Origin of the sequence: Stenotrophomonas sp. G106K1, from assembly GCF_037969685.1 — a bacterium.
Lineage (GTDB): Bacteria > Pseudomonadota > Gammaproteobacteria > Xanthomonadales > Xanthomonadaceae > Stenotrophomonas > Stenotrophomonas lactitubi.
Genome location: NZ_JBBPFR010000002.1, coordinates 197,329 through 222,187 on the forward strand (window position 1 = coordinate 197,329; position 24,859 = coordinate 222,187).

A 24,859-nucleotide genomic window follows, 5' to 3' on the forward strand; every position below is an offset into this window, starting at 1 on the left:
AGCATCCCCATGAAGGGCGACACCAAGGTCATCGAATTCCTCAACAAGGTCCTCTACAACGAGCTGACCGCGATCAACCAGTACTTCCTGCACGCCAAGATGCTGAAGAACTGGGGCATCAAGGAACTGGCCGAACACGAGTACAAGGAATCGATCGAGGAAATGAAGCATGCCGACATGCTCGCCGATCGCATCCTGTTCCTCGAAGGCCTGCCGAACTTCCAGGCGCTGGGCAAGCTGCGCATCGGTGAGAACCCGACCGAGATCCTGCAGTGCGATCTGTCGCTGGAACGCGATGGCGTGGTCACCCTGCGCGAGGCCGTGGCCTACGCCGATTCGGTCGGCGACTACGTCAGCCGCCAGCTGTTCGTGAAGATCCTCGACTCCGAAGAAGAGCACATCGACTGGCTGGAAACCCAGCTGGAGCTGATCGAGCGCATCGGTGAGCCGAAGTACCTGCTGAGCAAGCTCGAAGAGTGATTCAGCGGGCCTGGCCGGCGAGGTAGCCGGTCAGCGCCACGCGCGCGCGGGCGAACTCCGCCACCAGCAGCGCCACTGCCACGGCAGGGCGCTGCAGGCTGCCACTGCGGGCTTCGTGTTCGATCCGCCGCGCCACTGCTGACAGCGACAACGCGCCGACGTTGGCGCTGGAGGATTTCAGGCTGTGCGACAGCGCCTGCAGGCGTTCGATATCGTTGCCCTGCGCTGCCTGCTGCAACTGCTGCACCAGCTGCGGTGCGTCTTCCAGGAACACCGTCACGATCTGCGCAGCGGCATCACCGATCACCGCATGCAGTTCATCCAGCACGCTGCGATCAAGCACCGGCTGTGGAATCGGGATCGAGCGTGCTCGTTCATCGCGCGGGCCTTCGCCGTCGGGCGCGCTCGGCGCTGCGGGCAATTGCACAGGTTCCGGCAGCGCTGCATGTGCGCGATCCGCGGATGCCCGGCCCCAACGTTGCAGCAACGCATGCAGCGCCTCCCGCGCGATCGGCTTGGACAGATAGTCGTCCATGCCTGCCTGCAGGCAGCGTTCGCGATCCCCCGCCATGGCATTCGCAGTCATCGCGATGATCGGCAGCCGCGTGCGCCCCGCATCGGCTTCTTCCTCGCGCCAGCGCTGTGTTGCGCCGTAGCCGTCGAGCACCGGCATCTGGCAGTCCATCAGCACGACGTCTATTCCACCTTCGCGCAGCAGTGCGAGGGCCTGCTCGCCGTCGGTGGCATTGCGCACCCGGCACTGGAAGACCCGCAGCAGGTGCTCGGCCACCATCCGGTTGACCGTGTTGTCTTCGACCAGCAGCACATGCAGATCCAGTGGCGGCAGCGCGGCGGCCGGCCTGGCGTCTTCGGCGCTGGCCAGCAGGGCTGCCGGACGTGCAGTGGCGGTTGGTTGTGCCAGCAGGGCGTGCAGGTCGGCATCGTTGAATGTGCTGTGCAGCTGCTGCTGGCGCGGCCGTGCTGCAACCGGATCATCCTGCAGCCACAGCACCTGCAGTGCGTCGTCGGCATCGCGCTCGGCCAAGGCGCGCTGCAGGGCCGCCTCGCCATTGCGGCGGTGGCGCGCGTCGATCAGCAGCCATGCCGGTGTGCTCTGGCCCGGGCGTGGTGCTGCGCGCAGGCGTTCCATTGCCTCATCGATACTGGTCAGCAGCTGTACCTGCAGGCCGTGGTGCGCGGCGATGCGTTCGACGCGTGGCTGCAGCTGGGTATCGGCGGTGTACAGCAGCAGCGCTGCCGGCGAGCGTGCCAGCGCCGGCAGATCGCCGGGGACCTTCAGCAGCGGTATTTCGAACCAGAAGGTTGCACCCTGTCCCGGGGTGGACCGCACGCCGATGTCGCCATGCATCAGGTCGGTGATGCGCTTGCAGATGGCCAGGCCCAGGCCGGTGCCACCGTAGATGCGTGTGGTGGACGCGTCGGCCTGGCTGAAGGACTGGAACAGCCGCGCCTGCTGGGCCTCATCGATGCCGATGCCGGTGTCGACCACTTCGAAACGCAGCTGGTGCTGGGCGGGACCTTCGCCCAGCCGCTGCACGCGCAGCTGCACCTGGCCACGTGCGGTGAACTTGATGGCATTGGCCAGCAGGTTGCCCAGTACCTGGCGCAGGCGCACCGGGTCGCCGCGTACCGGCAGGCGCACGGCCGGATCCAGTTGCAGGCTCAGCGTCAGGCCCTTGGCTTCGGCAGCACGCTGCAGCAGCTGCACCACGCCGTCGAGCAGTTCGCGCAGGTTGAAGCTGGTGATTTCCAGTTCCAGTGCCTGTGCTTCCAGTCGCGAGTAATCGAGGATGTCATCGACGATGCGCAGCAGCTGCTGCGAGCTGGCCGAGGCAGTGGCCAGCATCTGCCGCTGGTCCTCGCCGAGTGGACCACGGGCGATCAGCTCCAGCATCGGCAGGATGCCGTTGAGCGGCGTGCGGATCTCATGGCTCATGGTGGCCAGGAACTCGCCCTTGGCCAGCACGGCCGCTTCGGCCGCCTGCTTGGCCTGCAGCAGCTGATGTTCCAGCTGCCCCTGGCGCTCGGTGGTGCGCCGCAGCTGGTCGCGCTCGCTGATCAGGGTGATGCGGTCGCGCTGCAGTGCCGCCAGCGCGTGACTACGCGAACGCAATCGCAGGCCCAGTACCAGCAGGGCGATGATGGCCATGGCCAGCACCGCCAGCAGCGCGACCGTCGTTGACACTCAGAGCACCGCGTTGTGGAAGTCGAAGTTCAGGTCGCTGCCGGCCGACTGCACCATGTTGCCCTGGATGTAATCGACACCGCCGACCCACATCGCGGCCGCTGCCTGCGGATCCTCGATCTGCTGGCCGATGATCTGCAGGCCGGCGGCATGCGCCTGCTCGATCGATCGGCGCAGTTCTTCGCGCGTATCCGGGTTGGAGTGGCTGCTGGAAAAACGTGCGGCCATGCGCACGAACGACAGCGGCAGCTGGGTGAGCAGGGCAAGGGCTTCGCTGCCCGGTTCGAACTGGCTCAGGCAGAAGCGCACGCCGACGCTGGCCATGCGTTGGCAGAACTGCTGCAACGGCACGGTGTGGATCAGCGCATCGGGCAGGCGCACGTCGATCACCAGCGCGCTGCCGGGCAGGCGACGTTGCTGCAGCGATTCCAGCAGCCAGTCGGCGAAGGCATCGCGCTGCAGGGTACGCAGCGACTGCGAGACGAACAGGTTCAGCGGCTGGGTCGCGTGGCGATACAGGTCGAGCAGGCCCATCGCATGCTCCAGCACCTGCTGGTCGAGGTCGGCGATGCGCCCGGCGGCTTCGGCGGCCGGGATCACCTGGCCGGCGGTCAGCACGCTGCCATCAGCCCGGCGCAGGCGCAGCAGCAGCTGGTACTGCGCGCTGCTGCCACCGGCGACGGCGACGATCGGCTGGTAAGCGAGCTCCAGCTGGCCTTCCAGCAGCGCCAGGTGCTCCTGTTCGGTCGTGATCTGGCGATGCACATGGCCGGCCACGCCGGCACTGAGCAGGCGCGCCTGCAGGGTGGTGCGTTCGACCGCTTCCAGGGCGCTGCTGGCATCGTCGAAACCCGGCGACAGCGGCGCGTAGCCGACCACACCACGCAGGTGCACCGACTCGTCGTCGCGGATCACGAAGGCGCGCGCGGACAACTGCTCGCGCAGGGTGCCGGCAATCGCTTCCAGGCTCTCCTCATCGGCGTTGCGCGCCAGCAGCAGGAAGCTGTTGTCGTTCAGGCGCGCCAGCAGGTGTGGATGGCCAGCCTCGGCAAGACGCTGCCCGGCCTGCACCATCAGCCGCTCGAAGGCCGCATAGCCGTAGCGCTCGCGCAGGCCCAGTGCGCTGGAGATTTCCACGAAGAACACGCCTCCGCGTTCGTGCTGGGCAAGCGTTGTGTTGAGCTGCTGCAGCACGTGGTGGCGCGTGGGCAGCCCGGTTTCCGGGTTGCTGGTCGCCGGTGCGCCGTTGGCACCCGGCAGGGTCGCGGCCTGCGCGCGTGCGCGGCGGATACGGTTGGCCACTGCGGCGATCAGGTGGCGCGGCCGGATCGGCTTGCTCAGGTAATCGTCGGCGCCGCAGTCGAGCACTTCGAACTGGCGCTCCGGGTCCGGGTCGCCGCTGAGGAACACGATCGGCAGCAACTGCATGCCGGGCTGCTGGCGGATCATCGCGGTCAGCCGCATGCCGTCCAGCCCGGGCAGGTGCAGATCCATCAGGATCAGGTCCGGGCGTTGCTCGCGGATGGCCTGCTGCACGCCATCGGCGTCGCCGAGCACGATCGCCTGCATGCCGGCGCCATGCAGCACGCTCTGCGCGAACAGCGCCTGGGCACGGTCGTCTTCGACGATCAGCACGCGGTAGGGCGAGTCGGCGTCGACAGGCGGCATGTCACTGTTGCCCGCCTCTGGCAGTGCTGCGGCGGAGGGCAGCGGCGGCGGAGCGGTCAGTCGGGCACTGTCGCTGGGTGCTGACGAGGCCGGCACCTGCACAGTCGTTGACGACGGTGCCTCGGCAGGCGCCGCCGCAGCCAAGGGTGCGGCCCAACGTTGCCAATGATCGGCCGGAGGGGTTTCAGCGCGTCCCGGGCGGGGGCCCGTGGCGGATTCGTTTGCGGCCATCGATGCTCCTGGTGTTCGCCGCCATTATGCGACAAGCCCGCCGATCAGCCGGTACCGGATTGCCGTTGTCCGTCGTCGCTGCCGCCACGTGCCAGCCAGCGCACGCTCTTCCACAAAGTGCGCCAGACCAGCCAGACCAGCAATGCACCGGCCAGACTGCAGGCCAGCACCACTACCAGCGCGATCCATGGATGCGCCAGCGCGAGCGCCAGCCCGCCGATCACCACGGTATCTTCGGCCGCCGAGGCGACCCAGTTGCTGGCCGGCTCCGGCGATGTGTTGAGCAGGGCGCGGGTGCCGGCCTTCAGGCCGTGGCTGGCCAGTGCAACGCCCGCGCCGGCCACCAGTGCACCGGTGCCCAGGTCGCCATCGGGTGACAATGTCGCTGCTGCCAGGAAGGCACCGGCGGGTACGCGCGCCAGGGTCTGCACCAGGTCCCAGGCTGAATCGACGCCGGGAATCTTGTCCGCGAAGAATTCGGCGATGGCCAGCACCGCCGACGTGCCCAGCACCCACCACGATTCGGTGGCCTGCAGTGCCGGTGGCAGGTCGACCCAGCCGAGCAGGCCGGCGATGCCGACGCCGAATACGGTGAGGTAGACGCGGATGCCGGCCAGCCAGGCCAGCAGGATGCCGATCACGAACAGGTGGGCTTCGGTCATGGCGGGCTCCGGCGGCGGAACTGTGCGGGGTGCCACACTATCGACGATGGAGTGGCTGAATGCCACCGCCCGGTGCCGGCCGGCACGGGGGAAACCTGCCGTTCCTGTCATACACTAGCCCGTCGTTTGCCCCAGGGGCCGTACTGGCGTCGCCACTGCGATGCCACGGAGACTACCCATGAACAACCGCCCTCCCATGCGTGTGCAGGTCCGCCTTCCCGGTGCCCCGCAACCACCTGCCGACCGCCGTCGCCTGCTGATGATCGCCGGCATCTGGCTGCTCAGCCTGGTGCTTGCGGTGCTGGGTGGCTGCTGGCTGGGTGCGCCGCGCGGTGAACAGGGCCAGCGCGTGCAGGTGGCCGAGAAGCGCGCCGATACCCTGCAGACCCAGCTGACCGAGTTGCAGCAGAAGCAGGCCACGCTGGAAGCGTCGGACCGCATCAGCCGTGCCGCCAACAACGAAGTGCAGTCTTCGCTGGCCGAGCGCGATGAAGAGATCGCCGGCCTGCGCGCTGACGTCGCCTTCTACGAACGCCTGGTGGGCTCGACCAGCCAGCGCAAGGGCCTGAACACCCATTCGATTGAATTCAGCCCGGAATCGGCCGGCACCTGGCAGTACAGCGTGGTGCTGACCCAGAACCTCAACCGGGGCGCGATCAGCCAGGGGCAGATGCGTTTCACGGTGGAAGGCGTGAAGAACGGCAAGCTGGCCACCATCAGCTGGGACGAGCTGCACCAGCGCAGCAAGGTGCCGGGACAGGATTACTCGTTCCGGTACTTCCAGCAGCTCACTGGCAGCGTGATGCTGCCGGCTGACTTCACCCCGCAACGGGTGAAGGTGACATTGGGGAGTGGTGCGGGGGGCACCACGCAGGTATTCGACTGGAAACAGGCCGGCGCACCGGCCAGCAAAGGGGAGTAGGCAGATGTTCGGAAGCAGCAAATCCAGCCGTGATGGCCAACTGGTGGTGGATGCCCTGATCGGCAACCAGGTGGTGATCCGCGGCGATGTGGAATTCAGTGGTGGCCTGTACGTGGAAGGTCGCATCCACGGCAAGGTGATCGCCCAGGAAGGCGCCAGCGCGGCGACCCTGACCCTCGCCGAGCATGGCGTGATCGAGGGTGAGATCCGTGCACAGGTGGTGGTCATCAGTGGCCGCCTGGACGGCGACGTGCATGCCACCGAGAAGGTCGAACTGACCCCGAGCGCCCGGGTCAACGGCAACGTTCATTACCAGGTAGTGGAAATGAACGCGGGCGCCCAGCTGAACGGCCGGCTGATCCATGCCAGCGCCCCGATGCAGGCCCTGCCATCGCCGGAGAGCGGGGAAGCCGGTGACGGCAAGGGCGACACCGCGGCACGCCGCAAGCTGGCCGAGGCGATGGCTTGAAAGCCATCGCCGGCGCCCCCATGCTGAGCCCATGAACACGCTCGTCTCCCTCCCCGGCGCCACGCCGGCTGCCGCGCCCGACTACCAGTCGCTGGATCGGCCGCTGAACTTCACCGAGGCCGCTGCGGCCAAGGTCAAGGAACTGATCCAGGACGAGGGCAACCCCGACCTGTCGTTGCGGGTGTACATCGAGGGTGGTGGCTGTTCGGGCTTCCAGTACGGGTTCGAGTTCGACGAGAACCGTGCCGGCGATGACCTGGCGGTGCAGACCAGCGGGGTCACCCTGCTGGTCGATCCGCTCAGCCTGCAGTACCTGATGGGCGCCGAGGTGGATTACACCGAGAGCCTGACCGGTGCGCAGTTCGTGATCCGCAATCCGAACGCCAAGACCACCTGCGGCTGCGGCAGCAGTTTCAGCATGTAAGCAGGGCGTGGGGCAGCATCCGCCCCGCGCGGTGCCTCCGGTAGATCCACGCCACGCGTGGATGGCCTGTCCTGCAACCACAACAGCAGATTGCGCACAGTGCCGACCTTGCCACCCGCATCGATTGGCGGCAGGCTAGCTGGATGCTCACTTCTCCTTCGCCGCTTTCCGGTTTTGCCTTCGTGGGTGAACCGTTGGAGCGCGCCGATGCCATGCGCGAGGATGCCGATGCTCTGGCGCGCCTGTGGCCCGATGCGCGCATTCTTGTCCTGGACCAGGATGGCACTGCCTTCACCGGTGATGACGACCAGCCGCTGGCGCTGACCGGCGCTGATGTCGGTGGCGGGCCCGGGGTCGCGATCTTCCTCGGCCTGCGTGGCGAGCAGGCGTGGTTCTCGGTGGAAGCTGCCAGCGTGACCGTCACCGCGCCACGCCGGCTCGATCTGCGCCAGGCCGCACTGCTGTGGACCGTGGCCGATGCGACCGCCTTCAGCTACGCCCGCGGCATGTCCTACTGGCAATCGCGCACCCGCTTCTGCGGCGTCTGCGGCACGGCCGTGGCGTTCGCCCGTGGCGGCTTCGTCGGCCGCTGCCCGCAGTGCGCGACCGAGCACTACCCGCGCGTCGATCCGGCAGTGATTGTCGCCGTGGAAAACCAGGGCCGGCTGTTGCTGGGCCGCCAGTCCAACTGGGCGCCGCGCCGCTATTCGGTGCTGGCCGGCTTTGTCGAGCCGGGCGAGACCTTCGAGCAGACCGTAGCGCGCGAAGTGCACGAAGAGAGCAAGGTGCGGGTGACCGCCTGTCAGTACCTGGGCTCGCAGCCCTGGCCGTTCCCCGGTGCGTTGATGGTCGGTTTCCGTGCGCAGGCACAGGACGACGTGCCGACCGTGGACGGTGAGCTGGAAGACGCGCGCTGGTTCAGCGCCGAGGAAGTTGGCGCGGCCCTCGCACGTGACGTCGAGGACGATGGTGAAGGCATCCGTCTGTCACCGCCGATCTCCATTTCGCGGGGCTTGATCGAGCATTGGTACCGCCAGCAACCGGCGTCCGGCGGCGCCAGCATTGCCGCCACCTGAACACGCTGCCGGTTACAGTACGGTTCACCGCTGACGGCGACGCTGCGACAGGTAAGGTAGCGACGCCGAACGCTTGCTCGTAGGGAGACCTGCCATGTTCACCACCCTGGTCGCCGTGTTGGTGGCACTGGCCCTCGGCCATGTCGCCCCGGCCGCTGCCGCGTCGCTGCGCCGTTTCGACGGCTTCCGGCGCTGGCTGGGCTGGCTGGACGCGCACGGTGGTCGGGCCTGGCAGGGGGCCGCCGGCGTGGCGCTGGCGATCGTACCGCCACTGCTGCTGATGGCGTTGGTCGCCTGGCTGCTGCGCGGGGTGCTGTTCGGCCTTCCGGCGCTGCTGCTGGGCGTGGCCGTGCTGGCCTGGTGCTGGGGCCCGCGGGATCTGGACCGTGACATTGAAGCGATCATCGATGCCGACGATGCACCGACCCGGCAGGCGGCGGTACGCAACCTGCAGTCGGCCGGTGGCAGCCTGCGCGAGGATGTTCCTTCGCTGGTCGAGGCGACCGTGCTCAACGCACTGCGGCGCTGGTTCGCGGTGCTGTTCTGGTTCCTGCTGCTGGGCCCGGTGGGCGCCCTCGGCTATCGCCTGCTGGCACTGATGGCGGAAAGCCCGATGCGCGCGCGCGTGCCGGTGGAGCCACTGGCGCTGGCGCAGCGGTTGCTGGGCTGGATTGAATGGCCCGTTGCCCAGTTGATGGCGTTCTCGATGGCCCTGGTCGGCAACTTCGACACGGCCTGGAAGGCATGGCGGCAGGCGCATGGTGAGCGCTTGGCCGGCGGCATTGGTTTCCTGGGCGCGGTGGCGCGTGCCAGCGTCAATGCCGAGTTGCGCGAAGATGCGCACGATTACACCGAAGCGGGCCTGCTGCCGGTGTGGCAGCGTCTGCCGGATCTGCGCGATGCGATGAGCCTGGTGTGGCGGATGCTGCTGCTGTGGCTGGCGGTGCTGGCTCTGCTGGTGATCGCGGGCTGGGTGACGTAGCTGCTTTGCAGGGCTTGCAGCCCTGCACCTGCAGAGGCCAAAGCCAAAGCCAAAGCGGCTCTGGGTTGCTGAGGGTTGGGCGTCCTGCCCAACCCGCCCGAGGCATGCCTCGGGCCCATGGCGCCAACGGTCCTGCAGCCCCACACCGCCCCACCCCCGACAGATTCCGACGGCTGTTGGTAGGTGTCGACCTTGGTCGACACGGTAGATCCACGCCATGCGTGGATGCAGAGCGAAGCGATCCGCTTCCGCTTTTGATCTTTTCTTTCTTTTCCGTGGTGAACGCGCACGGAAATTGTCCGTGGCCGGGCGGGTGGGCTGCGCAGGGGCCGCTGCAAGTACGTCCATGTAAGCTCGGTCGCCGCATCCATGCGGCTCACGCCCCTACGCAGCCCACCCGCCCGGCCAACCCCCATGGCTTCTGCCTTCAACGACCACCACGAGGGGCTGCGCCGTTGGCGGGAAACTACACCGGAGCCAGCGCGGTGAACGGCGCCCACGGCAGGTTGCGCAGCACGGCATAGCCCGGCAGCAGCCACAGCCAGAACGTGGGGCTGGCCAGTACCCGCATCAGCGGATCGAGCACGCGCGGGCGCACGCCAGCTGTGTTGAGCAGCATCAGGAACAGGAAGGGCAGGCTGACGACCAGCAACGGGTTCATCGCCATCGCGCCAGGCAGGTCGAAGTGGACCAGCGAATACAGGCAGCGCGTGCTGCCGCAGCCGGGGCAGTAGAAGCCGGTCAGTGCGTACAGTGGACAGCCCGGCAGCGGATTGCCGGAGACATACGGATTGACGTGGCGCAGGACCACGGCGGCACCCGCAGCCAGACCGGACGCGGCCAGCAGCGGAGCCCAGCGGGTGAGTCGGGAACGAGCGGGAAGTGCGGACATGCGGAGGCGGGATCCGGCGCGTGGCCGGATCCCGTCGCGGGCATCAGTAGCTGCCGTTGCCGCCGCTCAGGGCGCCCAGGCCGCCAACGGCCATGATCACGATGACGTACAGCACCATGACGACGACGGCGGCGATGGCCGACCAGATGGCCCACTTCTTGGCCTTGTCGGCCGACTCACGGGCACCGGCGACGTCGCCAGCAGCCAGCTTGCCGTTGACCTGGGCGGCGTAGACGATCGACACGATGCCGGCCGGCAGGCAGCAGAACAGGGTGGACAGGATGGCCCAGACCAGATTGTTGGGGACCTGCGCAGTGGTGGTGTTCATGGTTCAAGCTCCTCGATGGGTGGTGGTGGTGAATCAAAGGTCGGATAGAGCGCCCAGCGCGGCCAAGCCGCCGAACAGCCCGAACCACAACAGCAACAGGACCGGCAGAGCGACGGCCGAAGCCACCGCCCACCAGCCCGCCTTGCGCGACGCGCTATAGGCCCCCGGCAGGTCACCGGCCGCGTTGCGACCATCGACCTGGGCGGCATACACGATCGACACCACGCCCAACGGCAGGCAGCAGAACAGCGTCGTCAGGATCGCCCAGACCAGATGGTTGGGGATGTAGACCGGACGGCTGAGCGGTGGCGGTTGATTCAAAGCAAGACTCCATTCCTTGGTGGCCGGCCGTGCGAACGGGCCGAACCTCCCCCCTGTGGGTGCGTAATCTACCGCAACCTGCGGTGCATGTATGCGGTTACAGTCAGATCCCGTCGCTTATGGCGCTTGACGGGGCAAGAAGAGGCCGGCGCTGGGCGCCGGCTGTCGGGGCTCGCTACGGCTTGATCCGCGCGTCAGGCGAGGTCGCCACGCAGGCTGCGGACCTGCGCTTCCAGGGCGGCGGCATCGGTTGAATGGCCATCCACCGAGGGCGCGGCGACCACCTCCACTGTCGCCCGGAACCGGCGCGGCACGCGCATGCGGCCCAGACGGGTATCGCGGCGGCTCCACATGCTCGACCACATGCCACGCAGTGCCATCGGCACCACCGGTACCGGGCGCCGTTCAAGGATCTTCTCGACGCCGGATTTGAACGGTGCCATCGTGCCGTCGCGGGTCAGTGCGCCTTCCGGGAAAATGCACACCAGCTCTCCTTCTGCAAGTGCGGCATCGACCTCATCGAACGCACGCTGCATCAAGGCCGGGTCTTCGCGCGCACCGGCGATCGGAATCGCCTTGGCGGTGCGGAAGATCCAGCGCATCACCGGGATGTTGAAGATCTTGTAGTACATGACGAAGCGCACCGGGCGCGGAATGGTCGCCGACAGGATCAGCGCGTCCATGTAGCTGACGTGGTTGCAGACCAGCAGCGCGGCACCTTCATCGGGCACGTTGTCCTCGATGCCATGCGGACGCAGGCGATACAGCGTGCGCACCATCACCCAGCTGAGGAAACGCATCAGGAATTCGGGGACGATGGTGAAGATGTAGATCGCCACCACCGCGTTGGCGATGGCCAATGCCAGGAACAGCTGCGGGATGGTCCAGCCGAGCAGGCGCTGGGTGAGCAGGCCGAGTACCGCCGCAGCGACGATGAAGCCGGAGTTCTGGATGTTCAGCGCGGCGAACACGCGCGACATCTCCGATTTCGGCGTGCGGCTCTGGATCAACGCAAACAGCGGCACCACGAAGAAGCCGGTGAACAGGCCGATGCCGAGCAGGTCGACGATGATGCGGATGCTGCCGGCCTGGTGCACGAACTGGGTGACCGACAGGCCCTGCGCGGTGGCTTCACCGGCGCGTGCGAAGTACAGGTCCAGCAGGAACGCCGTCATGCCGAACGCGCCCAGTGGCACCAGGCCGATCTCCACGGTGCGCGCCGACAGCTTTTCGCACAGCAGCGAACCGACGCCGGTGCCTACCGAAAACAGCGCCAGCGCGAAGATGTACAGGGTGGGCTCGCCACCGAGGTTGGTGACCGCATAGGACGGCAGCTGCGCGGTGAGGATGGTGCCGACGAACCAGAACCAGGACACGCCGAGGATGGCGTTGCGTACCGATTTCTGCTTCCTGGCCATGCGCAGCACGGCCAGCGATTCGGGGATCGGGTTCCAGTTGATCTTCAGATCCGGCGCGCCGGCATCGACCTTGGGGATCATGCGCGCGGCGAGGTTGCCGCAGATCGCCAGCGCGATGACCGCCGTGGCGGCCACGATGGGGCCATGGGTGCCCGCCAGGGTGAACACCAGGCCGCCGACGATCATGCCGGTCAGGATCGACATCGACGTGCCCATCTCGACCAGGCCATTGCCACCGGTCAGTTCTTCCGGGCGCAGTACCGATGGCAGCACCGAGTACTTCACCGGGCCGAACAGGGTGGATTGCAGGCCCGTGCAGAACAGGGCCACCAGCAGCACCGGCAGGCTCTCGGTGAGAAAGCCCACCGCCGCCAGTGTCATGATCACGATCTCCATGGTGGTGGTGATCACGATCAGTCGCGACTTCTCCAGCTTTTCCGCGATCTGCCCGGCCAGGGCAGAGAACAGGAAGTAAGGCAGGATGAACAGCGCCGGCGCGAGGTTGGTGTAGAGCGTGCGCTCGCTCTCGGCCACGCCGAGGTAGAACAGCAGGCCGATGATCGCCTGCCGGTACACGTTGTCGTTGAAGGCACCCAACCCCTGCACGATGAAGAACGGCAGGAAACGGCGCTGGCGCAGCAGGGCGAACTGGTTGTGACCGGACATGGAACCTCCTTGGACCGGCGCAGCCTAGCATTCCTGCCCATCTGTCGGGACCGTGGCGGCATGCATCCACGCATGGCGTGGATCTACTCAGACCCCATGGGTGGGTGCGGACCGTTGGTCCGCACACCTGAGCACCTCAGACGATATCGTCGACCACGCCGCCATCGACCCGCAACGCCGCGCCGGAGGTGGCCGACGCCTGTGGCGAGGCAAGGTAGACCACCATGTTGGCCACTTCCTCGACCGTGGCCGCGCGCTGGATCACCGACGCAGGACGATGGGCCATCACGAACTCACGGCCGATCTGTTCCAGCGGCTTGCCGGTACGCGCGCGTTCTTCTTCGAACATCGTTGCAAAGCCGTCGGACAACGTAGGGCCGGGCAGTACCGCATTGACGGTGACGCCGCTGCCGGCCACGCGCTTGGCCAGGCCGCGCGACAGCGACAGCTGCGCGGTCTTGCTGACGCCGTAATGGATCATGTCGGCCGGAATGTTGCGTGCCGATTCCGAGGAGATGAACAACACGCGGCCCCAGCCGGCCTCGACCATCGCCGGCAGCAGGGCGCGCGACAGGCGCACGCCGGACATGACGTTGGTCTGCCAGTACCGCTCCCAGGTGGCATCGTCGGTTTCGAAGAAATCCTGCGGGCCGAAGATGCCGGCATTGTTGACCAGGATGTCGACCTTCCCCGGCAGGCCGGCCAGCAGGGTGTCGACGCCGCTGGCGTCGGACAGGTCGGCGGCCACGCCCAGCACCTTGGCCGCGGGGATGGCAGCCAGCAGGCGCTGGCGCGCACGTTCCACGCTGTCGGCACTGCGGCCGTTGAGGATGACCTGCGCGCCGGCCGCAGCCAGCCCCTGTGCGATGGCCTGGCCGATGCCGGCGGTGGAGGCAGTGACCAGCGCGGTGCGGTCGTTGAGTTCGATCTTCATGGGGGAGATTCTGCGAGGGCGACACGGCAGTATCGGCGCCCGGGCGTGATCGGAATGCCCTCGTGGACGCAACACGATGTTGCACGGCCGACAGCCGCCCAAGTAGATCCACGCCACGCGTGGAAGCCCTTCCAGTAGATCCACGCCATGCGTGGATGCCGTCAGCTCAAACCACGCACCGCGCCATTCGCCGCCGCTCTCACCTTCGGCAGCATCCGCAGCACCAGCGCCATCTGCGTGCGGATCAACTGCAGTTTCGGCGGCATCGTCTCATCGAGCTGCTCAAGTTCTGCGGCCACCGCACGATCGGCGTCGTTGTCTTCCTCAGACACCGGTTGCTGCGCAGTCAATGCAGACGCCAGCTGCTGCAACGCTTTGCGCACCCGCTCGCCAGCGGCCAGCGCCAATGGATCGCCCGCGTAGCTGTCGACCTGGTCGCGGTGCGCACCCAACGCCGACAAGTGCCCAAGCAGGGTGTTGGACAACGCCAGGAAGTGGAAGCCCGAATCGAGGTTGCGGCGCACGTGGCCCGGTTCGCGCAGCATGTTCGACAGGGCGGTGGATAGCGCGGCATCGGCGTTGTGCATGTCGCGGCGGGCGATGCGGTAAGCCAGATCGTCGCGCATGCCGCTGCGGTACTGGCCCAGCACCGATTCCAGATAACGGGCGGCGGTATCCAGGACCCGCGCCAGCACGCGGTGCAACTGTCGGCCTTGCCAGTCCGGCAGGATCAGGAACGCGGCGGCGGCTGCGATCGCGCAGCCGAGGATCGTATCGACCATGCGCGGCACGATCAGTACGAAGCCGTCGCCGATCAGGTTGAAGCAGGTCAGCGCCATCACCGTGATGGCGGCCGAGGCGACCAGATAGCGGTCGGTACGGGTGAAGAAGAACAGCAGCGCCGACAACAGCGCGATCAGCAGCTGGATCTCCAGCCGGGGGAACAGCTGCAGCAGCGCCCAGGTCAGCACCAGGCCGGCCAGCGTACCGACGATGCGCTGGGCCAGGCGCTGGCGGGTGGCGCCGAAGTTGGGCCGGCACACGAACACGATGGTCAGCAGCACCCACGAGCCGTTCTGTGCGTTGAATAGACGGATGGCAACGAAACCGGCGATCAGTGCCAGCGCCATGCGCAGGCCATGGCGGAACAGTACCGAGCCGGGGGTGAGCTGCTGGCGAAGGCGCACGCCCATTTCGCGCAGGGTGTGCGGGTTGCTGTCGCGCAGGCGGGTGTCGACATTGTCCAGGCTGGCTTCGGAACGTTCGGCATCGAGCAGGCGGCGCTCGATGCTGCGCAGGTTGTGTACCAGCAGGTCCAGCGAGCCGAGCAGGCGCTGCCATTGCGGACGTTGCTGGTCGCGCAGGTAGGCCAGCGCATCGGCCAGATCGCGCCCGGCCTGCTGGTTGCTCTCGCCGTAGACGAACGGGCGGCGCAGCCGGATCGCTTCGCCCAGCCGTGCACAGGCCTGGCCCTGCAGGTCGAGCAGGCGCTGGCAGCGGTACAGCACGTCGCTGTGGAAGAACGCATCGACCAGCGCGCCGTACGGATAGTGGGAGGAGCTGGCGCGCTCATGGAAATCCTGTGCCATGTAATACAGGCGCAGGTACAGGCCGGAGTTGACGCCGGGCCGGCCGGAGCGGCCAAAACGCGCCAGGATCGCCGTCTTCGCCTCGTTCAGCGCGCCGACCACGCGGCGGTTCTGTTCGGCCAGGTCGAGCTGGCGGCGCTGCAGGTCCGCCTCGCGCACGGGTTCGAACAGTGCGGCCTTGAGCTGCAGGTAACGGCCCAGTTCCACGTACAGGCGGGCCACGCGCTCGCGCACCGGCCGGTTGGCGAACAACGTGGTCCACAGAATCGACAGCAGCCCGTACCAGACCGCGCCCGCCAGCAGGTGGCTGACCGCGTCCAGCGCACTGTGCAGGTCGTGGGCACCATGCTGTTCCAGGCCGATCATGGTGTAGATGGCCAGGGTGACGGTGGCCTGGGCGATGGACGCGTAGCGCTCGCCGAGTGCACCGAGCAGTGTCAAGCCGAACGTGGACAGCGCCAGGGCCGTGATGAAGATCCACGGCCAGGGGAACAGCCATATCACCGAAGCGGCCGCCAGGCAGAAGCACAGCAGCGACAGCAGCACGGCCTTGGTCCGGCCCCACCAGTTGTCATCGGTCTCGGCAATCGCGCTGGCGATGATGCCGAGGAACACGCCGGGCAGCGCGGTGAGCGCATCCAGCTGCCAGCACACCGCCAGCGCTGCGGTCAGGGCAATGAACACCCGCAGGCCATAGCTGGCCTTCTCGTGGGCCCACAGGCGGCTGAGGCGGGATTCGCGTGCGGACATGCAGGCTCGGCGGAAGGATCGACCACCATTATTGCGGGCCGCGCGTGAAATGGTAGATCCATGCCATGCGTGGATGGTTTTCCGCTCGATACCCGGTAGTGCCGGCCGCTTACATGTCGAACCGCACGCTCAGCGCGAAGGTGCGCGGCAGGCCGACGCCGGCATTCGACCAGTACCTGCGGTTGGCCAGGTTCTCCACGCTGGCACGCAGGGTCACCGGGTGGCCGGAGGCCAGCAGGCGGTAGCCGATGCCCGCGTTGACGAGGGTGTAGTCAGGCAGCTTCAGGGTGTTGTCGGCGTCATACCAGACATCGCCGTAGTAGCGCACGGCGGCATAGGTCTCCAGCCCGTCCACCCACGGCAGCTGGTAGGTGGCATGCAGCACGCCGCTCCAGCGTGCAGCACCGACGGTGCGGTTGCCTTCCTGCGCCGCGTTGCCCGGGGACAGCTTGTCGTAGGTCGGGTCCAGCCAGGTCACGCCACCGCCGACGGTCAGCGCGTCGCTCAGGTGCAGGTCGGCGCTGGCCTCGATGCCTTCGTACAGGGTGATGCCATCCTGCACCAGGCGCTTGCCTGCATCGGTCAGCTGATCGATGTTGGCGCCGCGCTCCAGGCGGAACGCAGCGACGTTCGCGTTCCAGCGATCGGCTTCAACCTTGGCGCCGATCTCGTACTGCCTGCTGATGGTGGGATCGAGCACATCGCCGGCATTGACGTAGCTGTTGCCCACGCGGCCGCCGGCTTCCAGCGACTCGATGTAGCTGGCATACAGGGTGACGGCCTCGCTGGGCTTGAACATCACCGCATAGGTCGGGGTGACCGGATAGGTGTGGTAGGCGCCCTTGGTCTCGAAATCGTTGTAGCGCCAACCGGCCAGCACCGACCAGCCATGGCCGAGGTCGACGGTATCGCTGGCGAACACGGCCTTCTGCACGGTTTCGCTGCCACGGCTCATCACCCGCGAACCGACTGCGTCGTGGCGGATGTCATGGCGCTGGTACAGGTTGGCGCGGCCGATCAGGCTGAACTCGTAAGGACGGTCCCAGCCCAGCCCGGTCTGGTGGCTGACGCCGGCCACCAGCTGGTGCCGCAGCGGGCCGGTGCCGAAGCTGCCCTGCACCAGGGCCTGCGCCAGCTTCCACTCGCTCTTGCCGCCGAGTTCGTAGACGTTGACGGCGTAGTCGCCGTTGAGGTCGTCAATGTAGGCGAAGATCTTGTTGACGTCGTTCCACGAGGTGGTGACGCCATAGCTCAGGCTGGCCTTCCAGTCGCTGTTGATCTGCCAGTCCAGTGCGGTGGACAGCAGGCTGGAACGGGTGTCGTAGTAGGTGCCGGGCACGCTGTTGTCGACATCACCGGCGATCGGCCGCGGCAGCGACGTCAGGCCACGGAAGTAGTATTGCGGTGATTCCTCTCGCAGGTCGCGCGACTGGAACACGCCGTCGAAGGTCCAGGTGAGCGCATCACTCAGGCGCGCGTCCAGCGACAGCGCGCCGACCTTGCGATCGACATGGCCGCCGTTGAAGGTTTCACCCTTTTCCTGGAAGGCGTTGAAGCGGTAGCCGAACATCTGCTCGTTGCCGAAGCGGCCGCCGACGTCGATGCCGCCGCTGACGATGCCCTGCTCACGCCAGCCGAGCTGGGCGGAGAAGGTCGGTACCTCGGTCGGCTTCCTGGTGATGTAGTTGACGATGCCGCCCGGCGCGCCGAAGCCGTACAGGAACCCACCGGGGCCCTTCAGCAGGTCGACCTGTTCCATCACTTCCAGCGGCCATTCGGTACCCCAGGACGAGACCTGCAGGCCGTTGACCCGGTAGCTGTCGAAGTTCAGGTCGATGCCGCGGTTGCGGATCGGCGAGCTCCAGCCGCTGGCATAGGCGCTTACCTGCGTGGTGACCGAAGGATCGAGCAGGAAGGCCTCGCCCAGCGATACGACCTGGCGCTGTTCGATCTGCTCACGGCCGACCGCGGTGATCGCAAACGGGGTATCACGCAGGGCGCGGTCGCCGAGGGCGCCGGCCTCGGTGTGGGTACGCTCGGCGATGACCTTGACCGCGTCCAGATCGGTGGCACTACGGGCGTCGCCGGGGGCTTCGGCGTGGGCAGTGCAGGCGGCGGACAGCGCGACGGCCAGCGCGGCCAGGCGGGGGGAGCGGATGGGCAACATCGATGGAGATCCTCGGCGGGCGGCCACGGGCCATCCGCCCATGCAGGGGGGAAAGGTCGGTGGCTGGGATCACACAGGCGTGCCGGCAACGGCAGCGGGGCGCCGCAAGGGGGCGCAGGACCATGGCTGGATGAGAATTGTTCTCTTTTCGTTACAGCGCGTCAAATGCCATCGGCGTGCGGACCAACGGTCCGCACCCGGTAGTTCCACGCCATGCGTGGATGGGTCTTGCTACGCCCGCTGCGCGCGCCTGAGCAGCTTTGCCTCACGCCTGCGTGCACGCCGCGCTTTCCAGCGCTCGGCCAGGCACGAGAAGATCACATACAGCGCCGGCGTGCTGAGCAGGGTCAGGCTCTGCGAGAACAGCAGGCCGCCGATCATCGCGATGCCCAACGGGCGGCGCAGTTCCGACCCTTCGCCCAGCCCGATCGCCAGCGGCACCGCCGCCAGGATCGCCACCATCGTGGTCATCATGATCGGGCGGAAACGCACGATGCTGGCTTCGCGGGCAGCATCGCGCGGGGTCAGTCCATGTTCGCGCTGCGCCACCAGGGCGAAGTCGATCATCATGATCGCGTTCTTCTTGACGATGCCGATCAGCAGCACCAGCGCGATCATCGAGATCACCGATAGTTCGGTGTTGGTGCCGAACAACGCCAGCAACGCACCCACGCCGGCCGCCGGCAAGGTGGACAGGATCGTCACCGGGTGGATCAGGCTTTCGTAGAGGATGCCCAGTACCAGATAGACGGTGAGGATCGCCGCCAGCACCAGGATCAGCATGTCGCTGGGGTCGGAATTGAAGCCGAAGCCCGCGTCGTCGGCCAGGCGGATGTCGCCGGGCATGCGCATGCCGGCCACGGTGCTGTCGATGATGGCCTTGGCCTCGCCCATGCTGACGCCGGGGGCGAGGTTGTAGCTCAGGTCCATCGTCGTGTACTGGTTTTCATGGGTGATCTGCGAGGGCGCCAGGCCCGGCGCCTGCCTGGCCACCGCCGTGATCGGCACCATCTCGCCGTTACGTGCGCGCACATGCACTTCGTCCAGCGCCGCAGGCGTAGCGGTCTGCGACGGCAGCGCATTGACCACCACGCTGTACTGGTTGATGTCCGAGTAGATGGTGGAGATCTGGCGCTGGCCGAAGGCGCCGTACAGCGCACCGTCGATGGCGCCGACCGAAATGCCCAGGCGCGCGGCCTTGGCGCGGTCGATCTCGATGTTCTGGCGCAGTCCGGCGTTGTCGACGTCGGTGCCGACATCACGCAGCTTCGGGTTCTTCTTCAATGCCGCCTGCAGCTTGGGCAGCCATTCCTGCAGCGCGGCCAGATCGTTGCCCTGCAGCGAGACGCGGTACTGCGCGCCCTGGCTGTTGCCACCACCATCATTGCTGGGCAGGTCCTGGATCGCGCGCAGGCGCAGCTGCAGGTCCGGGTAGCGGTCGGCCTTCGCACTCAGCCGTGCCAGTGCGTGTGCGGTGGTTTCGCGGCGGCCTTCCTTGCGCGACTTCAGTTCGACGTTGAACTGTGCGCTGGAGCCCTGGCGGCCACTGCCCAGGCGTACGCCCACGGTCTTCACCGCCGGGTCGGCCATCAGCATGTCGGTGATGCGCCGCTGGCGGCTGACCATGTCCTCGAAGGACACCGTCGCACTGGAGTTGGCGCGGCCCCAGATCAGGCCGGTGTCCTGCGGCGGGAACGCCCCCTTCTTCACCGCGCCGAAGAGGAAGATGGTGGCGCCGATCAGGATCAACGGCGTCAACGATAGCAGCAGCGCATGGCGCAGCGAGAAATCAAGAAACACGGTGTAGACGCGCAGCATCCGCTCGTGACCGGCATCGAGCCAGCGGCCGAAGCGCGACGGCGCCGCCTTGTGGTCGTGTGCGCTGAGGAAGCGGCTGCACAGCGCCGGGGTCAGCGTCAGCGAAACGATCATCGACACCACGATGGCCGCCACCAGGGTCACGGTGAACTCGCGGAAGAATGCGCCCATCATGCCGCTGGCGAACAGCAGCGGGATGAACACCGCCACCAGCGAGGCGGTGATCGAGACGATGGTGAAGCCGATTTCGCGCGCGCCGGCGAAGGCCGCCTGCATCCGCGGCATGCCCTCGTCGAGGTGGCGCATGATGTTCTCGATCACCACGATCGCATCGTCCACCACGAAGCCGATCGCGATCACTAGCGCCAGCAGGCTCAGGTTGTTCAGGGTGAAGCCCATCACGTACATCACCAGCGCGGCACCGGCCAGCGACAGCGGTACGGTGACCGCAGCGATCAGTGTCGGCGCCAACCGGCGCAGGAACAGCGCCATCGTCAGCACCACCATCGCCAGGCTGATCAGCAGGGTGATCTGCACTTCATGCAGCGACGAACGGATGGTCGGGGTGCGGTCGAAGTAGGGCGTCATCGTGGTGCCCGGCTGCAGGTAATCGCGCAACGCGGGAATCTGCGCTTTCACCCGGTCCACGGTTTCCACGATGTTGGCGCCGGCACGGGTGAACACATACATCACCACGGCCGGTTTGTGGTCGAACCACGCGGCCTGGTAAGCGTCCTGCTGGCCGTCGTAGACGTTGGCGATGTCCTTCAGGCGGATCACCCGGCCATCGCCCTGGGTCTTGACCACCAGGTCGGCGAAGTCGGCGGCGCGGGCTACCGAATCGTTGGCGATGATCGCAGTGGTGGTGTTGCCATCGCTGAGGAAGCCGGTGGGCGAGGTCACGTTGGCTGCGCGCACGGCATTGCGCAGGTCGTCAGCGGTCAGTCCCAGCGCGTTCATCAGGCGCAGGTTGACGTCCACGCGCACCGCCGGCGTCGAGGCACCGGCGATGTCCACCGAGGCGACACCACCGATCTGGCGGATGCGCTGGGCCAGCAGCGAGTCGGCGACGTTGTACAGCTCATCGGCGGACTGCGTCTGCGACGTCAGCGCGATGGCGATCACCGGGTCGTCGTTCGGGTTCGCCTTCTGGTACATCGGCGAGCCCATGCCCGAGGGCAGGTCGGCCTGCGCCGAATTGATCGCCGTCTGTACGTCCAGCGCGGCCGAATCGATGTCGCGGTCGGTCTGGAAGATCATGAACACCAGCGAGCTGCCTTCCGAGCTCGACGAGCGCATGCGGTCGATGCCCGGCAGCTGGCCGAGGTGGCGCTCCAGCGGCGCGGTCACCGTGGAGGCCATGGTTGCCGCGTCCGCACCGGACTGGCTGGCGTGCACGAAGATCACCGGGATCTCGATGTTCGGCAGTGCCGACACGCCGAGCCGCAGGTAACAGATCACGCCGACCATGAACAAGCCGATGGCCAGCAGCGCGGTGCCGATCGGGCGGCGGATGAAGGGGCCGGACAGGTTCATCGTGCAGACCCCCGGAGGTGCGGGGCCAGGGTCATGCCTGCGGCTCCTGCACCGTGCCATCGCGCAGCGCGCGCTGTTCACGGCGACGGGCAAGCCATTCCGAGAAGCGCTCCATGTACAGGTAGATCACCGGCGTGGTGTACAGCGTCACCAGCTGTGACAGCAGCAGGCCGCCGACGATGGCGATGCCCAGCGGGCGACGCAGTTCCGAGCCGATGCCGGTGCCCAGCGCCAGCGGCAACGCGCCGAGCATGGCCGCCGCGGTGGTCATCATGATCGGGCGGAAGCGCAGCAGGCAGGCGCGGCGGATGGCCTCGCGCGCGTTGGCGCCGGTGCGCCGCGCCTCGATGGCGAAGTCGACCATCATGATGCCGTTCTTCTTGACGATGCCGATCAGCAGCACGATGCCGACGATGCCATCCACCGACAGGCTTAGGCCACAGACCATCAGTGCCAGCAGCGCGCCGACGCCGGCCGGCGGCAGGGTCGAGATGATCGTGATCGGGTGGATGTAGCTCTCGTAGAGCACGCCGAGCACGATGTAGATCACCACCAGCGAGGCCAGCAGCAGCCACACCACGTCGGTCTGGCTGCCGGTGAACTCGGCGGCCTTGCCGATGAACTGCGCATGCACGTGCGCCGGCATGTCCAGGCTGGCCTTGGTCTCTTCGATGGCCTTGACCGCATCGGACAGCGAATAGCCCGGGGCGACGTTGAACGACACCGTCACCGCAGGCAGCTGCTGCTGGTGGCTCACCAGCAGCGGCGCGCTGGACACCTTGGCCTCGGCCAGCGCCGACAGCGGGATGATGCTGCCCGCACCGACGGTGATGCCGGTATTCTGCGCACCGATACCGGTGGCGGTGGACGAGTTGGAGGAGGTGACCTGGCCGAAGCTGGTCGCATTGGTGCCGGTCAGTGCGCCGGCGCCATTGGAGGCGACCGCCAGCTGCTCCATCAGCGCAGTGCTGGTGCGGAACTGCGGCGCCACTTCCAGCACAACGCGGTACTGGTTGAGCTCGGTGAAGATGGTCGAGATCTGGCGCTGGCCGAACGCATCGTAGAGCGTGTCATCGATGGTCTGCATCGGCACGCCCAGCACGCTGGCCTTGTCGCGGTCGATGTTCAGTTCAAGCGCGCGGCCCTGGTTGGACAGGTTGTTGTCGACGTCGGCCAGTTCCGGGCGCTGGCGCAGCGCCTGGGTAAGGCGATTGGCCTGCAGTGCAACCTCCGCGCTGTCCACGTCCGACAGCGAGTACTGGTACTCGGTGGCGGCCACGCGGGTGTCCAGGGTCACGTCCTGTACCGGCTTCAGGTACAGCGCCACGCCGGGAATGCCGGCGACGGATTTCTGCAGGCGCGGCAGGATCTCATCCAGTCCATCGCGCTCGCCGCGCTCTTTCAGCACGATCGACAGCTGGCCCTGGTTGAGCGTGGGATTCATGCTGCCGGCGCCGATGAAGGCCGACACGCCGGTCACGTCCGGGTCCTTGCGCAGCGCCTCGGCCACCTGCTTGGTGCGCTGCTCCATCTGCGGGAACGCGATGTTCTGGTCGGCCTGGACCACGGCGGTGATCAGGCCGGTGTCCTGTTCGGGCAGCAGGCCCTTGGGAATCAACACGTACAACAGCACGGTCAGTACCAGCGCGGCAGCGGCCACGGCCAGGGTGAGGGGCTGGTGTTCCAGTACCCAGTCCAGGCTGCGCTCGTACAGGCCGACGGTGCGCGTCCACAGGTTCTGCTTGCCGGCCGCGGCCGCACGCTCGTGCGCGTCCTCGCCTTCGGGCAGCGCATCGGGCTTGAGCAGGTAGGCACACATCATCGGGGTGAGCGTCAGCGAGATCAGCATCGACAGCACCACCGCGATGCTCAGCACCCAGGCGAACTCGTGGAACAAGCGGCCAGTGACGCCGGGCATCAGCAGCAGCGGCAGGAACACCGCCACCAGCGAAACCGTCAGCGACAGCACGGTAAAGCCGATCTGGCGCGCACCGATCTCCGCCGCTTCCTTGCCGCTCTTGCCTTGTTCGATGTAGCGCACGATGTTCTCGATCATCACGATCGCATCGTCGACCACGAAGCCGGTGGCCACCACCAGCGCCATCAGCGAAAGGTTGTCCAGCGACATGCCGGTAAAGGCCATCACTGCGAAGGTGCCGGCCAGCGACAACGGCACCGCCACCGAGGGAATGATGGTGGCCCAGAACCGGCGCAGGAACACGAAGATCACCGCTACCACCAGGCCGATGGTCAGGATCAGGGTGAACTGCACTTCGTGCACCGACGCGCGGATGGTTTCGGTGCGGTCGGAGAACACTTCCAGGTGCACGTCGGCCGGCAGCACGCCCTGCAGTTGCGGCAGCAGTGCGCGGATGCGCTCGACGGTCTGCACGATGTTGGCGCCGGGCTGGCGGCGCACTTCCAGCAGCACCGCCGGCTTGCCATCGGCCCATGCGGCCAGCTGGTCGTTCTCCACGCCATCGATCACTTCGGCCACGTCGGACAGCCGCACCGGGCGGCCGTTCCTGTAGCTGATGATGGTGTCGCGGTACTCGGCGGCGCTGGCCAGCTGGTCGTTGGTGCCGATGCTGTAGGACTGGGTCTTGCCGTTCAGCGAGCCCTTCGGCGCGTTGACGTTGGCCTGGGTGAGCGCGCTGCGCAGCTCTTCCAGGGTCAGGCCCATGTTGGACAGCTGCGCCGGATTGACCTGGATGCGCACGGCAGGACGCACGTTGCCGGCGATCGACACCAGGCCCACGCCCTGCACCTGCGACAGGCGCTGGGCGAGGATCGAGTCAGCGTAGTTGTTGACGTCTCGCAGCGGCCGCGTATCAGAGGTCAGCTTCAGGGTGACGATGGCCGCGTCGGCCGGATTCACCCTGTTGTAGACCGGCTGGTACGGCAGCGACGAGGGCAGGGTGGCCTGGCGGATCGCCGCCTGCACGTCCTGTGCGGCGATGTCGATGTCGCGGTCCATCGAGAACTGCAGGATGATCGTGGATAACCCTGCCGAGGAATCGGAGGTCATCAGTTCCAGCCCGGAGATCTGCCCGAACTGGCGCTCCAGCGGCGTGGTCACCAGCGAGGCCATGGTGGTGGCGTTGGCACCGGGGTACTGGGTAGTCACCACCAGGCTGGGCGCATCGATTTCCGGCAGCGCCGACACCGGCAGCTTGCGGTAACCGAGGATGCCCAGCAGCAACAAGCCCGCCATCAACAGCGAGGTGGCAATCGGGCGGCGGATGAAGATCGTCGAAAAGCCCACGGACTGATCCTTGCTGGCACTTCAATGGCAGCGCCGGCGGGATCGCCGGCGCGGG

General features: G+C 67.0%; 18 protein-coding genes. 6 read left to right on the forward strand and 12 right to left on the reverse strand.

All coding sequences use genetic code 11. The features are described from left to right. Window positions 1-9 precede the first annotated feature (9 nt). Entirely contained in the window at window positions 10-480 is a 471-nt protein-coding gene (bfr, locus tag WKB25_RS03225) for a bacterioferritin (protein WP_025874625.1), read from the forward strand. A gap of 1 nt (window position 481) precedes the next feature. Here the strand turns inward: bfr and WKB25_RS03230 are convergent, their stop codons facing one another. From WKB25_RS03230 to WKB25_RS03240, 3 genes are read right to left on the reverse strand one after another with little or no spacing between them, the layout of a single operon-like run. Then, window positions 482-2,650, reverse strand: coding sequence for an ATP-binding protein (locus tag WKB25_RS03230; RefSeq protein ID WP_340568846.1), 2,169 nt, complete (start codon window positions 2,648-2,650; stop codon window positions 482-484). A gap of 36 nt (window positions 2,651-2,686) precedes the next feature. After that, complete coding sequence (locus WKB25_RS03235; protein ID WP_340568715.1) at window positions 2,687-4,585, reverse strand: EAL domain-containing protein; 1,899 nt, start codon at window positions 4,583-4,585, stop codon at window positions 2,687-2,689. Window positions 4,586-4,629: 44 nt separating this feature from the next. Continuing rightward, a complete protein-coding gene (locus WKB25_RS03240) occupies window positions 4,630-5,247 on the reverse strand; it encodes a DUF4126 domain-containing protein (protein ID WP_340568716.1) in 618 nt (205 codons plus the stop codon). Between the two features lie 178 nt (window positions 5,248-5,425). Here WKB25_RS03240 and WKB25_RS03245 point away from each other — a divergent pair, with 178 nt between their 5' ends. The 5 genes from WKB25_RS03245 (at window position 5,426) to ampE (ending at window position 9,120) form a co-directional block, all read left to right on the forward strand. After that, window positions 5,426-6,169, forward strand: coding sequence for a DUF6776 family protein (locus tag WKB25_RS03245; protein WP_340568717.1), 744 nt, complete (start codon window positions 5,426-5,428; stop codon window positions 6,167-6,169). 4 nt (window positions 6,170-6,173) lie between these two features. Further along, a complete protein-coding gene (locus WKB25_RS03250; RefSeq protein WP_340568718.1) occupies window positions 6,174-6,638 on the forward strand; it encodes a polymer-forming cytoskeletal protein in 465 nt (154 codons plus the stop codon). A 31-nt stretch (window positions 6,639-6,669) separates the two neighbouring features. After that, window positions 6,670-7,062 (forward strand): iron-sulfur cluster insertion protein ErpA, encoded by a 393-nt coding sequence (erpA, locus tag WKB25_RS03255; protein WP_025874631.1) that lies wholly within the window; start codon window positions 6,670-6,672, stop codon window positions 7,060-7,062. 143 nt (window positions 7,063-7,205) lie between these two features. After that, window positions 7,206-8,138, forward strand: coding sequence for an NAD(+) diphosphatase (nudC, locus tag WKB25_RS03260; RefSeq protein ID WP_340568719.1), 933 nt, complete (start codon window positions 7,206-7,208; stop codon window positions 8,136-8,138). A 94-nt stretch (window positions 8,139-8,232) separates the two neighbouring features. Continuing rightward, window positions 8,233-9,120: a regulatory signaling modulator protein AmpE gene (gene ampE / locus WKB25_RS03265; RefSeq protein WP_340568720.1), complete on the forward strand. Its 888-nt coding sequence runs from the start codon at window positions 8,233-8,235 to the stop codon at window positions 9,118-9,120. Window positions 9,121-9,586: 466 nt separating this feature from the next. On the opposite strand, the gene WKB25_RS03270 is transcribed toward ampE, so the two are convergent. The 9 genes from WKB25_RS03270 to WKB25_RS03310 form a co-directional block, all read right to left on the reverse strand. Then, window positions 9,587-10,012: a DUF2752 domain-containing protein gene (locus WKB25_RS03270; RefSeq protein ID WP_340568721.1), complete on the reverse strand. Its 426-nt coding sequence runs from the start codon at window positions 10,010-10,012 to the stop codon at window positions 9,587-9,589. Between the two features lie 43 nt (window positions 10,013-10,055). Next, window positions 10,056-10,340, reverse strand: coding sequence for a CD225/dispanin family protein (locus WKB25_RS03275; protein WP_049466561.1), 285 nt, complete (start codon window positions 10,338-10,340; stop codon window positions 10,056-10,058). A 33-nt stretch (window positions 10,341-10,373) separates the two neighbouring features. Beyond that, the gene (locus WKB25_RS03280) at window positions 10,374-10,661 is read right to left on the reverse strand and encodes a CD225/dispanin family protein (protein WP_049466559.1); all 288 of its coding nucleotides are present in this window, start codon (window positions 10,659-10,661) and stop codon (window positions 10,374-10,376) included. Between the two features lie 194 nt (window positions 10,662-10,855). Further along, the gene (locus WKB25_RS03285; protein WP_340568722.1) at window positions 10,856-12,745 is read right to left on the reverse strand and encodes an MFS transporter; all 1,890 of its coding nucleotides are present in this window, start codon (window positions 12,743-12,745) and stop codon (window positions 10,856-10,858) included. Between the two features lie 136 nt (window positions 12,746-12,881). After that, complete coding sequence (locus WKB25_RS03290; protein WP_340568723.1) at window positions 12,882-13,679, reverse strand: SDR family oxidoreductase; 798 nt, start codon at window positions 13,677-13,679, stop codon at window positions 12,882-12,884. A 161-nt stretch (window positions 13,680-13,840) separates the two neighbouring features. Next, entirely contained in the window at window positions 13,841-16,018 is a 2,178-nt protein-coding gene (yccS, locus tag WKB25_RS03295) for a YccS family putative transporter (RefSeq protein ID WP_340568724.1), read from the reverse strand. A 109-nt stretch (window positions 16,019-16,127) separates the two neighbouring features. Then, window positions 16,128-18,185 (reverse strand): TonB-dependent receptor, encoded by a 2,058-nt coding sequence (locus WKB25_RS03300; protein WP_340568725.1) that lies wholly within the window; start codon window positions 18,183-18,185, stop codon window positions 16,128-16,130. A gap of 231 nt (window positions 18,186-18,416) precedes the next feature. Further along, entirely contained in the window at window positions 18,417-21,539 is a 3,123-nt protein-coding gene (locus tag WKB25_RS03305) for an efflux RND transporter permease subunit (protein ID WP_340568726.1), read from the reverse strand. Window positions 21,540-21,570: 31 nt separating this feature from the next. After that, a complete protein-coding gene (locus tag WKB25_RS03310; protein ID WP_340568727.1) occupies window positions 21,571-24,804 on the reverse strand; it encodes an efflux RND transporter permease subunit in 3,234 nt (1,077 codons plus the stop codon). Window positions 24,805-24,859 lie beyond the last annotated feature (55 nt).